This is a genomic window from Candidatus Eremiobacterota bacterium (assembly GCA_031082125.1).
In the GTDB taxonomy this organism is placed as follows: Bacteria; Vulcanimicrobiota; CADAWZ01; order CADAWZ01; family Ess09-12; genus Ess09-12.
Genome location: JAVHLM010000009.1, coordinates 52,840 through 66,571 on the forward strand (window position 1 = coordinate 52,840; position 13,732 = coordinate 66,571).

11 protein-coding genes are annotated in these 13,732 nt (G+C 55.8%); 7 read left to right on the forward strand and 4 right to left on the reverse strand.

What is annotated here, in order from left to right; genetic code table 11:
• Positions 1-53 precede the first annotated feature (53 nt).
• The 6 genes from RDV48_12110 (at position 54) to RDV48_12135 (ending at position 8,830) form a co-directional block, all read left to right on the forward strand.
• Positions 54-1,886 (forward strand): hypothetical protein, encoded by a 1,833-nt coding sequence (locus tag RDV48_12110; GenBank protein ID MDQ7823533.1) that lies wholly within the window; start codon positions 54-56, stop codon positions 1,884-1,886.
• Positions 1,887-1,924: 38 nt separating this feature from the next.
• Positions 1,925-3,913, forward strand: coding sequence for a hypothetical protein (locus tag RDV48_12115; GenBank protein MDQ7823534.1), 1,989 nt, complete (start codon positions 1,925-1,927; stop codon positions 3,911-3,913).
• A 254-nt stretch (positions 3,914-4,167) separates the two neighbouring features.
• A complete protein-coding gene (locus tag RDV48_12120) occupies positions 4,168-6,279 on the forward strand; it encodes a hypothetical protein (GenBank protein ID MDQ7823535.1) in 2,112 nt (703 codons plus the stop codon).
• A 54-nt stretch (positions 6,280-6,333) separates the two neighbouring features.
• Positions 6,334-6,903 carry a hypothetical protein gene (locus RDV48_12125; protein MDQ7823536.1) on the forward strand — a complete coding sequence of 190 codons (570 nt, stop codon included), beginning with the start codon at positions 6,334-6,336 and terminating at the stop codon, positions 6,901-6,903.
• Position 6,904: 1 nt separating this feature from the next.
• The gene (locus RDV48_12130) at positions 6,905-7,564 is read left to right on the forward strand and encodes a prepilin-type N-terminal cleavage/methylation domain-containing protein (protein ID MDQ7823537.1); all 660 of its coding nucleotides are present in this window, start codon (positions 6,905-6,907) and stop codon (positions 7,562-7,564) included.
• 45 nt (positions 7,565-7,609) lie between these two features.
• Positions 7,610-8,830, forward strand: a complete 1,221-nt coding sequence (locus RDV48_12135) for an amidohydrolase (protein ID MDQ7823538.1) — start codon at positions 7,610-7,612, stop codon at positions 8,828-8,830.
• Between the two features lie 16 nt (positions 8,831-8,846).
• Here the strand turns inward: RDV48_12135 and RDV48_12140 are convergent, their stop codons facing one another.
• Both RDV48_12140 and RDV48_12145 read right to left on the reverse strand, forming a co-directional pair.
• On the reverse strand, positions 8,847-10,340 hold the full coding sequence (locus tag RDV48_12140; protein MDQ7823539.1) for a YkgJ family cysteine cluster protein: 1,494 nt from the start codon (positions 10,338-10,340) through the stop codon (positions 8,847-8,849).
• Positions 10,341-10,354: 14 nt separating this feature from the next.
• Positions 10,355-11,026, reverse strand: coding sequence for a hypothetical protein (locus RDV48_12145; GenBank protein MDQ7823540.1), 672 nt, complete (start codon positions 11,024-11,026; stop codon positions 10,355-10,357).
• Positions 11,027-11,274: 248 nt separating this feature from the next.
• Between RDV48_12145 and RDV48_12150 the strand changes: the two genes are divergently transcribed.
• Positions 11,275-12,369 carry a TIGR04084 family radical SAM/SPASM domain-containing protein gene (locus RDV48_12150; protein ID MDQ7823541.1) on the forward strand — a complete coding sequence of 365 codons (1,095 nt, stop codon included), beginning with the start codon at positions 11,275-11,277 and terminating at the stop codon, positions 12,367-12,369.
• Here RDV48_12150 and RDV48_12155 read toward each other — a convergent pair.
• Together RDV48_12155 and RDV48_12160 are read right to left on the reverse strand one after the other, a co-directional pair.
• Positions 12,366-12,911, reverse strand: coding sequence for a DUF4416 family protein (locus tag RDV48_12155; GenBank protein ID MDQ7823542.1), 546 nt, complete (start codon positions 12,909-12,911; stop codon positions 12,366-12,368). The genes RDV48_12150 and RDV48_12155 overlap by 4 nt on opposite strands.
• 10 nt (positions 12,912-12,921) lie before the next feature.
• Complete coding sequence (locus RDV48_12160; protein ID MDQ7823543.1) at positions 12,922-13,728, reverse strand: arylamine N-acetyltransferase; 807 nt, start codon at positions 13,726-13,728, stop codon at positions 12,922-12,924.
• Between the last annotated feature and the right edge of the window lie 4 nt (positions 13,729-13,732).

Sequence of the window (13,732 nt, forward strand, 5' to 3'; positions counted from 1 at the left end):
TCCTCATGGCTTTAATCCTTACGGAGTCCAGGCTCACAAGGAGGGGGATGGCAATGAAAAAATTATTGAAGAAAAAGGGCCTCGCCCTCGCTTCGATAATGCTGGTGATGCTGGTTCTCTCCCTGCTGGCCGTCTCGGTCGTAGGCCTTACCACCAACCAGTACAGGTACTCTCTGAAAAAACAGAATGATACCCTCGCCATGCAGGCGGCCCTGACGGGCCTCGATGCCGCGGAGAAAGCACTGGACAGGGAACTGACCTCGCCCTCCGAGGTGAAAAACTGGGACCTGCTTGCTCCGGGATCGTCCCTGGTGCCCCGCACCCGGGTGGGTGAAAAAAGCCTCTACTACAAGATCGATATCATGGAATCCTCACCCGACACCTGCTCTGTCATAACGACGTCCACGCTTGAAAACTCCGGCGGGAGCATTGATAAGCAAAAGAGACTGAAAGCCACCTTCAAGAAAAACTGCTTCCTCTATGCCGCTTACGGCTGCGCGAAAGACGATGTGGGGGTGGCCTTAAAAGATGATTCCATCATCAGGGGCGACGTGGGGAGCAGCAGGACTTCAGGAAAAGCCGTGGCGATAGGACAGGATACCTCGCCCGTGACGGCCGACGTCACCAGTGTGTCCGTCAGCACCACTACGCATGTGCAGCTCCAGCAGAATAGTCCCACAAGCAATACCCACGTGAATGTAAACCAGACAACCACCACCTTTGTCAACTCTTCCGATGGCGATCTTCTGGCTTCAAATCTCCAGCAGAACTCCACCTCAATGTCCACTCCCTATAAGCCTCCATCGGCCTCCTCAATGCTTTCTATGAGCGTCTCGCAGAGCATGACTGTCGAAGAATTTGTTCCCCCCATAAAGATAAGCCAGAACACCTCAATTTCGGTCACTTCACCTTTAAGTGTCTTTGCCAATGCGATCACCACTTATTCCCTCAGCGTCCTTAATAAACCCAATAAGAAGGAGCTTTCACTGAAGACCGATGAGCCTGCGGCAGCGCTCACCCGGCAGATCCTGGCACCCCAGGATTATTTTGGAAACAGCGCGGAGGAAATAAAAGGTGACATGGCATCCAGGGGCGGCCATGGGAGTTCATCTTCCTCAGGCTGGTCCGGTCCTCCCATACAATATCCGCCGCAACCTGCCTCCACTCCGTCCCCTGCCTCCACTCCGACTCCTTCCCCCAGCTTTACTCCCACTTCCAGCGATATGCTGTACACCACCTCGCAGCACTGGTCCATCAGCAACGACCAGTCCAGCAGCGAAGACCAGTCCAAGATAGTCGGCGATATCTATCTCACCCCGGCCGGCCAGGTGGAAAGGCTGATTGGCGGCAGCATCAACTCGCTGGAAGGGAGCGAAAACAAAACTTACCTCGACAAGCTCACCGGCAAAACGATCCCTGTTCCCGCCTATCTGGAGCCAGCGGGCTCCTCGACCACCTCAGCCATTCCCGATACTCTCACCGGCGGCACCTATATATACGACACCTTTGAAGCCACAGGAAGAACCATTACCATCGACGCAAGCAAGGGGCCCATCATCCTTTACGTGAGGCAGTCATTCATCATGGACAACTCAAAAATCAACTTCACCACATCCGGCACAGCCTGCGATCCCAGGAACCTCATCGTCTATGCAAGCCCAAGCTGCTCTGTATCAATAAAGAACGGCTCAAGATGCTCCCTGCTGATGGCGGCGCCTTCCACCGATATTGATGTGCAGGGCGGTGTGAAGGGCAGCTCCCTGGTGGTAGGCTCGCTTCTCGGCAACAAGGTGAACTGCAGCGCCTCGGTAATTGAATACCCCAAAGGGCGCCTCAAGGATATGAGAGACCGGGCTCTCCTGGTGTCCTGGGAAGAGCTCCCGTAGGTCATGGAGTTATAAACCCCACAAGGAGGGAGACGAGTATGCAGAAATTCTGGAAGAAAAAGGGCCTCGCCCTCGCGTCGATCATGGTGGTGATGCTGGTTCTCTCCCTGCTGGCTGTCTCGGTCGTAGGCCTTACCACCAACCAGTACAGGTACTCCCTGAAAAAACAGAATGAAACCCTCACCATGCAGGCGGCCCTGGCAGGACTCGACGCTGCGGAGAAAGCACTGGACAGGGACCCATTATTGCCCGACAAAGTGAACAACTGGGACCAGCTCGCTCCCAATTCCAATCTGGTGGGCTGGACCAGGGTGGGAGAGAAAAACCTCTCCTACAGGGTGGATCTCGTGGACTCCACTGCCGACACCTGCACTGTCATCTCAACAGCCAGGCTTGAGGGCCCCCGCGGGAGCATTGACAAGGAAAAGAAAGTAAAGGCCACCTTCAAGAAGAACTGCTTCCTCTACGCCGCTTACGGCAACGGAAAAAATGCCCCGGGCGTAACGGCAGAATATAATTCCAAGATAATCGGCGACGTGGGAAGCAGCAGGGCCGATACCGCCAATGCAGGCAAGAAAGTGAATGCCGTCACCATAGGGCAGCTGGCCTCCGATGAGACGAGCAATACCGTCACCCAGGTGGCCGTTACCACCAATACGCAGGTGCAGCTCCAGCAGAGTCCTTCCACAAGCACCCCCCAGGTGAGCGTGAATCAGATGACGAGCACCGTGGTGAACTCCTCGGGAGGAGGCTCCTCGGCCTCGCAGATGAGCGAGAACTCAACGCAGTTTTCAACCTCCTCCAAGCCTCCCCCCTCGGCGTCGCCCTCGGCCCTTCTCTCAATAAGCCTTTCGCAGAGCATGACGCTCAATAATTTCGTTCCTCCCATCAAGATAAGCCAGAGCACCTCAATCAATATCTCGAATACCCTGAATCCCATCTCCTTTGCCACCACTTCTTACTCCCTCAGCCAGAACAAGAGAGAGCTCGACCTGGAAGCCCGCTCTTCCAGGTGCCATTCATCTTCCAGCAAGCCGAACAGCAATAGCGTGAGCGTCTCCTATTCCTGCCTTTCTGTCTCAGTGACCTTCATGAAACCTCCCGCTTATTACTCGCCGTTGTCCTATTATTGGGCGCCGCCGCCAAAGCCCCAGGTGACGATACCCCAGGTAAAACCGCCACAGGTGACGACGCCACAGGTGACAATGCCCCAGGTAAAACCGCCCCAGGTGACGACGCCACAGGTGACATCACCACAGGTGACATCGCCACAGGTGACATCGCCGCAGGCGACTGCGCCAGAAGGCGAAACGGAGCCGCAATCCTCCATTTCGCCTTCGACAGGCCCATCCGCTTATCTGACCCAACAAACGCCATTCGATTATTCTGCATGGTATACCACCATGCAGTCCTGGTCCATCAACGGAGAGTCCGCCGCTATGACCGACACGTCCCAGATCATAGGTGAAATCTATGTCACCCCCGACGGCGAGGTGAAACAGGAGGCTTCCGAAGGGCACCTGGGGACTATCAACAGGACCTATGTTGAAAAGCTCACAAGCTGGATTATTCCAGTTCCCAGGTATCAGGAGCCTGATGGCCTCGCTGTCTCGTCTGCCGTTCCCGGCACCATAAAGAGCGGCAGCTATGTTTATGATACCTTCGAGGTCACAGGGAGCACCATCACCATCGACGCAAGCAAGGGGCCCATCATCCTCTACGTGAGAAGTAAATTTGCCCTGAGCGGCTCGACAATAAACTTCGCCTCCGGCACACCCTGCGATCCCAGGAATCTCATTGTGTACTGCAGTTCATACTGCTCTGTGAGCATCAAGGATCAATCAAAGTGCTCCCTTCTCCTGGCGGCATCTTCCGCCGATATTGACGTGCAGGGTAAATCCTACGTGATAGGCTCACTGCTGGGCAACAAGGTGAAATGCACCGCTTCGGTGATTGAATACCCCAAGGGGCGCCTGAAGGATATGAGAGACCGGGCTCTCCTGGTGGCTTGGGAAGAGCTCCCGTAGGTTGTTGAAGCCCCCCATATATTACGATACTGTAACATATGGCGATAATGGCATAATTATTGCGTTGCAGGCTTTCTGAGCCGATCAATCCCCTTCCTTAAAGATCTTCCGGCCATGAGAGCACCTTGAAGAGGCTCATGATTCCTTTACTTTTCGGGGATTTTATGTGATAATAATAGTGGATTACCTTACCTTGGCTGTTTTATGCTTTGAAACCTTCAGAGAGTCAAAAGCTCGCAAGGAGGATGATGGGTATGCAGAAATTCTGGAAGAAAAAGGGCCTCGCCCTCGCGTCGATAATGCTGGTGATGCTGGTTCTCTCCCTGCTGGCCGTTTCGGTCGTTGGCCTTACCACCAACCAGTACAGGTACTCCCTGAAGAAGCAGAGTGATACCCTCACCATGCAGGCGGCCCTGGCAGGACTCAACGCCGCGGAGAAAGAGCTGGACAGGGAAGCAACCTGGCCCCTCTCAGTGAGAAACTGGGACCAGCTCGCTCCCAATTCCAATCTGGTGGGCTGGACCAGGGTGGGAGAGAAAAACCTCTCCTACAGGGTGGATCTCGTGGACTCCACTGCCGACACCTGCACTGTCATCTCAACAGCCAGGCTTGAGGGCCCCGGCGGCAGCATTGACAAGGAAAAGAAAGTGAAAGCCACCTTCAAGAAGAACTGTTTCCTCTACGCCGCTTACGGCAATACGAAAAACGACGCGGGAGTGACGGCGCTCTACAATTCAAAGATTATCGGTGACATAGGCAGCAGCAGAACCAGTGCTGCCGCTACCGGAAAAGTGGATTCCGTAATCATAGGGCACCAGGCTGAAGAAGAATCCGAGGTCACGCATGTCGCGGTGAACACCAGCACGATGGTGAATATGCTGCAGGAAAGCCCTTCAAGCGCTACCCAGGTGAATGTGAGCCAAACGACCAGCACGACAATAAACTCTTCAGGCGGAGGTTTTCTGGCTCAGCAGAACCAGACTTACACCTCCCTCAGCAAGCCCCCCCCTTCGTCTTCGTCGCCTTCGGCTATGCTTTCTCTGAGTCTCTCCACGAGCATGACCACCCAGAATTTTGTACCGCCCATTACCATAAATCAAAGCACCTCGCTGAACGTGTCATCTCCCTTGAATCCCTTCTCCTATGCCAATACCACCTATTCGCTCAATTTCAACAAGAAAGAGGTCCCGCTGAAGGCTGATGAGCCCGCCATGCTATCTCGTGGCGGCCACGGCGGCGGCTGGGGCGGCGGCGGCGGCGGCGGCGGCGGATTGATAATTTATGTCCAGTTTAATGTGATGTCTCCTAATAAATACAATTACAATAGCTCCAGCAACAGCAGCAATTACAATTACAACTACAATAACAACAATGTTAATGTAAACCTCAGTGTAAATAGCAGCAACAATTACCAGTCACAGAGCCAGTCACAGAGCCAGACTACTGTGGTCTCCACACCGCACACACCCACTGTGACGCCTACACAACAGACGCCTTTTGCGGTATCTACACCGCACACACCCACTGTGACGCCTACGCAGCAGACGCCTATAGGGCAGACGCCTACGCAGCAGACGCCCATAGGGCAGACGCCTGCTGCGACGCCTGCGCCGCAGAGCTCTCTCAGCAGCACAGATCAGGGCGATCTTTTATATTCAAGCTCTTCCGCTACTCCTTCCACTTCATCCTCGTCTAATTACCTGCCGCCGAACAAGCCTTTCAGCTACACCGCCTGGTACAACACCATGCAGACATGGTCCATCAACAATGGATCATTTTTGGATGACACATCCCAGATTATAGGCGACATCTATGTCACTCCCCATGGCAATGTGGAAATGATAGCCACCGAGGGGCACTACGGGGCGATAAATAACATCTATGTCGATAAACTCACAAACTGGAAAGTTCCCGTCCCTTCCTACAATGAGCCTGTGGGCCTCACGGCCACATCAGCCATTGCCGACACCATTACAGGAGGCACCTACCTCTATGACAGCTTCGACGCCACAGGAAGAACCATTACCATAGATGCAAGCAAAGGCCCCGTCATCCTCTACGTGAGGCAGAGATTTTCCCTGAGCGGCTCAACAATAAACTTCGCCTCAGGTGCACCCTGCGATCCCAGGAATCTCATCGTGTACTGCAGTTCATACTGCTCTGTGAGCATAAAGGATGAATCAAAGTGCTCCCTTCTGCTGGCGGCGCCTTCCACCGATATTGACGTGCAGGGTAAATCCTACGTGGTGGGCTCACTGCTGGGCAACAAGGTAAAATGCCATGCCTCGGTGATTGAATACCCCAAAGGGCGCCTGAAGGACATGAGAGACAGAGCGCTCCTGGTAGCCTGGGAGGAGCTCCCGTAATTTTCTCCTGTCACCCTGGAAGGGTACGGGCCTGCGAAGGTGAATAGTGTAAAGGTGAGCAGCATAACCTCTCCTTCGAGAAGGGCCGGCTGGCCTCTCCCTTCAAGCGGGAAAGGCTTGTCTCTGATTGAGCTTATCATTGCCATGGTGCTCCTCCTCCTCATCCTCTTCTCGGTGGGAATCCTTATACCCTATTCCCAGGTGAGAATGCGCAACTCCGCTTACAGGGACTCGGCCACGACACTCGCCGAGAATTTGATGGAGAGGATAAGGACAACGCGGTCCACCAACATTCCTTCAACGGCCGTCACTTACGACGGCCTTGCCTTTCCCTCACCGACACCTTCACCGGTCACCGTGGGAGGAGTGCAGGTTTTCCCGCCCACCCCTTACCCCAGGACCACCTATCAGGACTTTTCAGGCGCTCAGGTCAAGCCCGGCGGCCCCACCCAGGAACTTAGAAGCTCTGTGGAATTCATTTATGTGGTCCGCTCCGATCCGGTCAGCTATACTCCCCTCACCCTTATAGACATCTCTGTTTACTGGGATGAAACATCGGGTGCATCAGGAGGCCACCGTCGCAAAAACCATATCACAGTCTCTTCAATGTTTTTGAGGAGGTAGCATGGCGCTCAGCAAAGCGAAAAAACCAGGTATCACCCTCTCGGAGCTCATCGTGGCGATGGCGCTCCTGACAGTGATACTCGCTCTATGCACCAACCTCTTTGTTTCCTCATTCCACAGGCTCCAGATGACAAACGCCATGCAGGACGCCCAGAATAATGCCATAGTGGGGCTTGACCGCTTCACACGGGATTTCCGCGAGACTACCAAGCAAAGCGTGGTTTATTATAAAGACTCGAGCCACCAGTACATATACTTCCCCTCGCCCCGGGACAGGAACGGTGTCTTTCACCAGGCGCCTAACGGCTTTATTGAGTGGTCAACATGGATCGCCTATTACATGATAAGGGATCCCAATTTTGCCTCCCAGGGCCAGCAGGGTGAGCCCACCTACCTCCTGGCACGCAGGCAGCAGGACATCCTGGACAAAAAGCTCACCAACACGCCGGCATTTGACTGGAACTCCATAAACGGCGCCGAGATAGCGGCGAAAAACGCAGTGCAGTTCAACATCACTTCAGTTCAGCTTTCAGAATACATGGTCACCTACGAAGTCTCGCTCCATACGAAAAGGGAATATAAAGGCAAGGCTTATACCTATCAGGCCGAGAGGTTCATATCCATCCGGGACCGGCTCCAGCCGATTTACCTGGACTATTGACGCTCTTAAAGGGTTATGGAACTTCCGCGAAGAAATGCTTTCATCATGAATACCAAGCCCCTCCCCCTCTCCTCCATTGAGCTCTATGACCTCATCGCCAGGGAGATCCCCTCCCTTACGGCGCTCCGCCGGAAACTCCATGAGCACCCGGACCTCATGTTCGAAGAGACCTTTGCCCAGGGGCTCATCGCGGAAGAACTCTCGGCACTTGGCATCCCCTTTGAAAAGGGGATTGCAGGCACCGGCATCGCAGGGATCATCGAGACGCCCGGCGCTCCTGAAAACAGCCCCGCCACAGGGCTCCGCGCCGACATGGACGCCCTCCCGCTCCAGGAAGAGACAGGCGCTCCGTGGGCTTCCAGGGAGCCGGGGAAAATGCATGCCTGCGGCCATGACGGCCACGTGACAATGCTGATAGGTGCCGCCCGTGTCCTCTCGGCAGCGAGGGAAAAGCTCCCGCGCCCCGTAAAACTGATATTTCAGCCTGGCGAAGAAGGGGGTATGGGAGCACTGAAAATGCTTGAGGAGGGAGTTCTCACAGAAAAGGTATGCCGCCACCCCGTGGACACCATGTTTGCCCTCCACGGCTACCCTTACGGCGATGCAGGACACCTCTATATAAAGCCGGGATCGATGTTCGCCGCCGTCGATGATTACGAAGTCACCTTTCATGGCAGGGGGGGCCACGGGAGCATGCCCCATAACACTGTTGATCCCGTAGTGGCGATAGCCCAGGCCGTAGTCTCGCTCCAGACCATCGTGAGCAGAAACGTGGACCCTCTTCACCCGGCAGTCATCACCGTAGGGCACCTGGCGGCGGGACAGAAGTCCAACATAATCCCCGGGTCAGCAGTCCTCTCGGCCACCATAAGAACCTTTGCGCCACAGATAAGAGAGCTTGTCACGAAAAGGTTCCACGAGGTCATGGAGCATACGGCGCAGGCATTCGGCTGTAGCACCTCCATAGAGCATACAGTTTTCTGCCCTGTCACAAACAACAGCGAAGACATAACCCGCCATGTGATGGCTTTTGCCCGCGGACTGCTCGGCAGTGAAAAAGTGCACCTGATGGAGGCACCCTGCACAGGCTCAGAGGATTTTGCCTTCTTCTGCAACAATGTGCCGTCGGCCATAGCATTTCTGGGACTCAGGCCTGAAGATGCCGCAACCTTCCCGGACCTCCACAACCCGCATTTTGATTTCAATGACCACGTGCTTGCCCATGGCATCGGTCTTCTCTGCGCCTTTGCCCTCAGCGGACACTGACCTGAACCAGCCGGCCTCAGGACTTGCGGGACTTTACAATCTCCTCCACGGTCCCCTTTATTTCTTCGAGCCTCTTCATGATACCCTCATATTGGTGCACATCAATGACAGGAGCCGGGATGCCATGGCTTTCCGTAAAGGTGGTAGTGAACGACAGGGAGTCGCCGCTTATTGTGAAAGAGACAAGGCTGTCAAGCAGCGCTTCAGGAGGGAGATCATCAACGTTCTGTGAGCATTTCTCATTGCCGGGAAAGTACCGCCTGCAGACGCGGGGCCTTGCCTCATAGATGCTACACCCCGGGAGGCCGTCACCATGGGTGCCCAGGAAAACACACCGCTCCCCCTCCCTGCCCCTGCCTTCAGGAACTTTTTTCAGATCGGCATTATGCTCGTTCCACGAGAATATATCGGGGACAAGATAGCGCTTCCATGTCTCTTCAACAGGTATCCCCAGGTGCAATGCGATTCTCTCTATATCGTACGGTGATATCTCCGCCACGAAATGCCTGCAGCACTTGCCGCAGCGGCGGCACAGAAAACTCATGGACCTGAGAGCCCCGGCTGCCTCTCCGCTCAAGGTCCCCGGAAGCTCTCTCAGCAGAGCTTTCATTGCCTTCCCGATTTCTTCCTCCTCGCCGTCCCTGAGCTCTGCCTTGCGAAATACCGTGCCATCCCTGCAGAATACAAGAAGGGAGTCTTTCAACAGCACGATTGAGAATATTTCAAACTCCGCGGAGTCTGTCCGAAGTGATGGAAGTACCGGTGGAGCATCGGCTGTGCCATAAAGGGACCGCTCCATTTCCAGTAACGCCGGGCCTGCCTTAAAATCCTCTGCCTTGACGGTTACAGGCCTGCCGGGGCGCCTGTTCTCCCTCGACGCCGCCGGGGAGAGCACCCCGCGCAGGTGCTGCAAAAGCTGGAGGGCCAGGGGATTTTCAAGCTTCACCTCGAGGATTCTCCCTGAACGGGTCACTATTATGGCCGCAGTCCCCTCAAAGGTGATCCTCTCAAGATGACAGATGAGCTTCCCCAGGCTTTTGCGGCATATGGGCATATCAGGCTTCACGAGCGATGAGCATACATAGGGGCGCACCGGGTAGATGGCGCAGTGCCGTGTCCCGCCTGCACAGTCCCGGAGAAAAACGCAGCGGCCTGTCTGCTCCCTGATGACCCACTGCTCGCCGCCGCCGGGAGGCTTTCTGAAGAAGAAGCGCTCAAGGAGCTCTTTTACAGGGACTGCAAGAAAGGCCGCGATGGCTTCAATCTCCTCATGGCTTGCCGCCACCGCAGCGCCGGTGCAGCAGCTGCCGCACTCCCCGCACAGGTCGCTGAAAAGCCGGTCGCCGAAATCTGTGACCAGCACGTTGACAAGCTTTCTGACCAGGTCACGCACCGCCGGCATCTCCACGAACCTTGCCGTTCTCTCATGGACAGCGGCTCCCGGGCTCATGGACCTCACGGTGAACTGCGAGTCGGTGCACTCTATGACAAGATGGCCTGGTGGCTCCACGGAAGGCTTTTGCCTCACTTCAAGTCAATTCCCAGAAGGATCCTGAGGCGCTGCAGGTGATCCTTGAGAGAAGTCTCCTCGTCCTGAAAGCCCTTGTGCCTGTCTTTCCCCTCAAGGAACTCCTGGATCAGGCGCACATCGCCGTTTGTCGCATCCTTGGTCCGGGCGCTCCCGCCTTTGTACTTCACTACAAGGTAAAGGTGAGGCTCGCTCACCTTGGGGCTGCATTTCCTGCAGAGCTGAGATTCATCAAGCGTGACCGACAGCTCAGTGATATCCTTCACCGATCTCCTCATCAGGCCGGCATTTTTTACAAGCCATTCAGCCTGGTTCACGGTGAATCCCGGCAGGGTGCCGGCAGCATATACCGTCTTTGCCCCGCATGCGGGGCATGTATATTGAACGCTTTTGGGCTCGAGCCTGGGCGCATAGCACATGGCGCCCATCTGACATTTCTGGGGCGGCGGGCTGTCTTTGAGCCTCGTGAGACGCTCTTCGAGCTCTTTTCTCGTGAGAGCGCTCTCTGCGGTACCCTGGGACGGCTCTGCCCGGGAAGGTGCCTCAAAGGCAAGGGAGGCTCTGCAGGGCACCTCCCGTGCCTGGATCCCCCCTGTGGCTTTCACCGCAGAGAAAAGGAGCATAAGAAAAAGGACAAGGATCACCGCAAAAGACAAAAGGTATGCCATCAGATCACCCCCTCTGGATGTGATTATTTTCAACATGGCCGGCTTACTTTCCTGGAAATCCTCACCTGCCGCAGAAAATCCCTGACTCTTTACTCCTGCGGCCTCTTAAGGTATAATAAGAGTAACAGGCGCTCATCGGAGTATCGGATATTCCATCGGCCAGATGCTCCAGGGGAGGCGGGAGACCGCCTCCCTGGCGTTTTCCCGGCAGCCTGAAGCAAACCCTTGCCTGAAGGAGCGCAGGCGCCATGTATTTCGTCATATATACCACTGAGCAGTGCAACCTCAGGTGCCGTTACTGCGAGCCCCGGCAGGTCCCTGACGATTTCCACGGGCACACCACTTATGACTTCAGTGATCTGCTCAAGTATGTGTCACAGTATGAAAATGTCGGCATCCAGCTTTACGGAGGCGAGCCCCTTCTCAACATGCCTCTCGTGGAGCGGATAATAGAGGAGCTTCCTTACCGCCACCTCGTGCTCCAGACCAACGGGCTCTTCCTGGAGAGGCTCAAAGCCCGCCACCTTGAAAGAATCGATGTTATCTCCCTCTCACTTGACGGCCCTTCCCCGGTGACCGACCGCTTCAGGGGCGAGGGCTGCCACCGCAGGGTGATGGACCAGGCCGCCCTTGTCCGATCCAGGGGGTACAGGGGCCTCTTCAGGGCTCGAATGACCGTCTCCCCTGGAATGGATATTTACAGCGCCGTCATGCATTTCCTGGACAGGTGCCCCTTTCACTTCGATCACGTGCACTGGCAGCTCAACGCGCTCTTTGAGAGAAAGGACTGGAGGCGGAAAAAAACCATAGCCCGCTGGTTTGGGGAGCGTTATAACCCTGGAGTGAGCCGCCTCGTGGAATACTGGGCTGCCGCGGCCCTGGAGCGGCACAGGGTTCTCCATATCCTTCCTTTCACCGGCATTGCCCATACGCTCCTCACAGGGGAAGGGGTGGCAGGGCCCCGTTGCGGCGCAGGCTATCAGATGCTCGCGGTAAATTACCGCGGAGAGCTTTACTCATGCCCCGTCATGCGCCTTCATGAGAAATACAGGGTGGGCACCCTCTCGGGGGCAAGGATATCACCAGAGGACCTGGCAGTCACGCCAGGCGCTCCATGCGACCGCTGCAGCGATTATGCCGTCTGCGGGGGCCGCTGCCTTTACGCGAACCTGGAGAATCTCTGGGGGCGCGAAGGATATGAGCTTGTATGCGCTTCCGTCAGGCACCTCATCGGTGAGATCAGGCGGTTTCTCCCCGCTTTTGAGGGCCTTCTCGCAAAGGGCTGCCTCGCGCTCCAGGATTTCCGCAGCGATTATTTCCTGCAGACCGAGGTGATTCCCTAGCTCCCCGGTCCACGGGAGCCGCCCGGGAATTTTTTCTTGAAGAGGGTGCGGATTTCCATCAGGATACCGTCATAGCGGCCATCCCTGAAATCAGGGAAAGACCACTCAAGGGGGGAGAATCTCCCTTTCCCGTAAATAAGGGTAAGATCGGCGTAGATCCCCTGACCCACATATATCTTGTGGGGTCCGTACTTGGCCGATGCAAGCACGACCTTGCGGTAGTCAAGATAGCCGGGATCTATATTGACTGCTCTTCTCCCCCGGTCTGACAGGGTATCCTCGATGGAATTGGTGTGAAGCTTTACGGAGGCGAGGGAGCCGGGATCCATGAGGCGTTCAAAGGAGAGAAAGCGGCGCATAAGGCCCCTTCCCATCTCCTCCTCATAATAATCAGTGGGGTCAAATGCGAGAGGAGAGCCCACATAATCGGCAGGCCCGAAAGCCTCCTCCAGGGCTTGCCGGGCATGGGAGAAGAATGCCTCGTCCCTGTAAAGGACACCGGCAAAGAGTTTCACCGGCGGGACAGACGTTATGCCTGCCATATATCCTCCTTCATGGCATCGGCGGCGCCGGGAGGCCCCCCGTGAGGGAAAGGGCGTGCCGGGCCATCTCCGGTGCCATCCCCAGCCTCGCCAGCACCTGGAAAAACTCCTGCCCCGTGAGACGCTTCCGGAGCCTCACTGCACCGCCAGTCTCATGGAGCATTGAATCCCTGAGGTAGATATGCCTGCCGTCACGGTATGTGTTTATTACGATATGATCCATCATCTCGAATTCAAAGCTGGCCTTCCACGCGTCAAAGAAGGTCCCTTCATCGGCGGCACTGCTCTTTATGCGGTAGCGGAATTTCTCATGGCCTGAATCGGACAGAGAATGAATGTCAAAGGCCCTGCCGCCCTCCACCGGAGTGATCCTGAGGCGGTATGGGCCGCTCCTGAATTGCTGAGACGCTCCTTCAGGGAGAGGGACGGGAGTAAACACCAGGTACCCCGGATCGGCGAGATAAACGCTGCCGGCACACATTACAAAGAGGGCGCAGTGGGTGTCAGTCCCGTAGGCCCTGTCGGCAAGTACCAGGTGAGAGCTGAAACCGAGGTAATCCAGCAGCGCCTTGAAAAGGTAGACGAGGGAGAAACAGGTGCCGCCGAGCCGATGCTCGAGATGATCGGCCACGACTCTCTCCGGGGTGCGGAAGGCATCTGCCCGGGTGCTCCCCACGGCGATGATCTTGGAAAGGTTCTCGTAGGGAACCTGTGCAAAGGCAGCCAGGAGTTCTTTCAGCCCCTCAAGATCAGGGCCTCTGCCGCCGGCATTGCAGAAGGTAAGAAATTTCTCGATAGAGGCGTCATATTTCCCCATGATG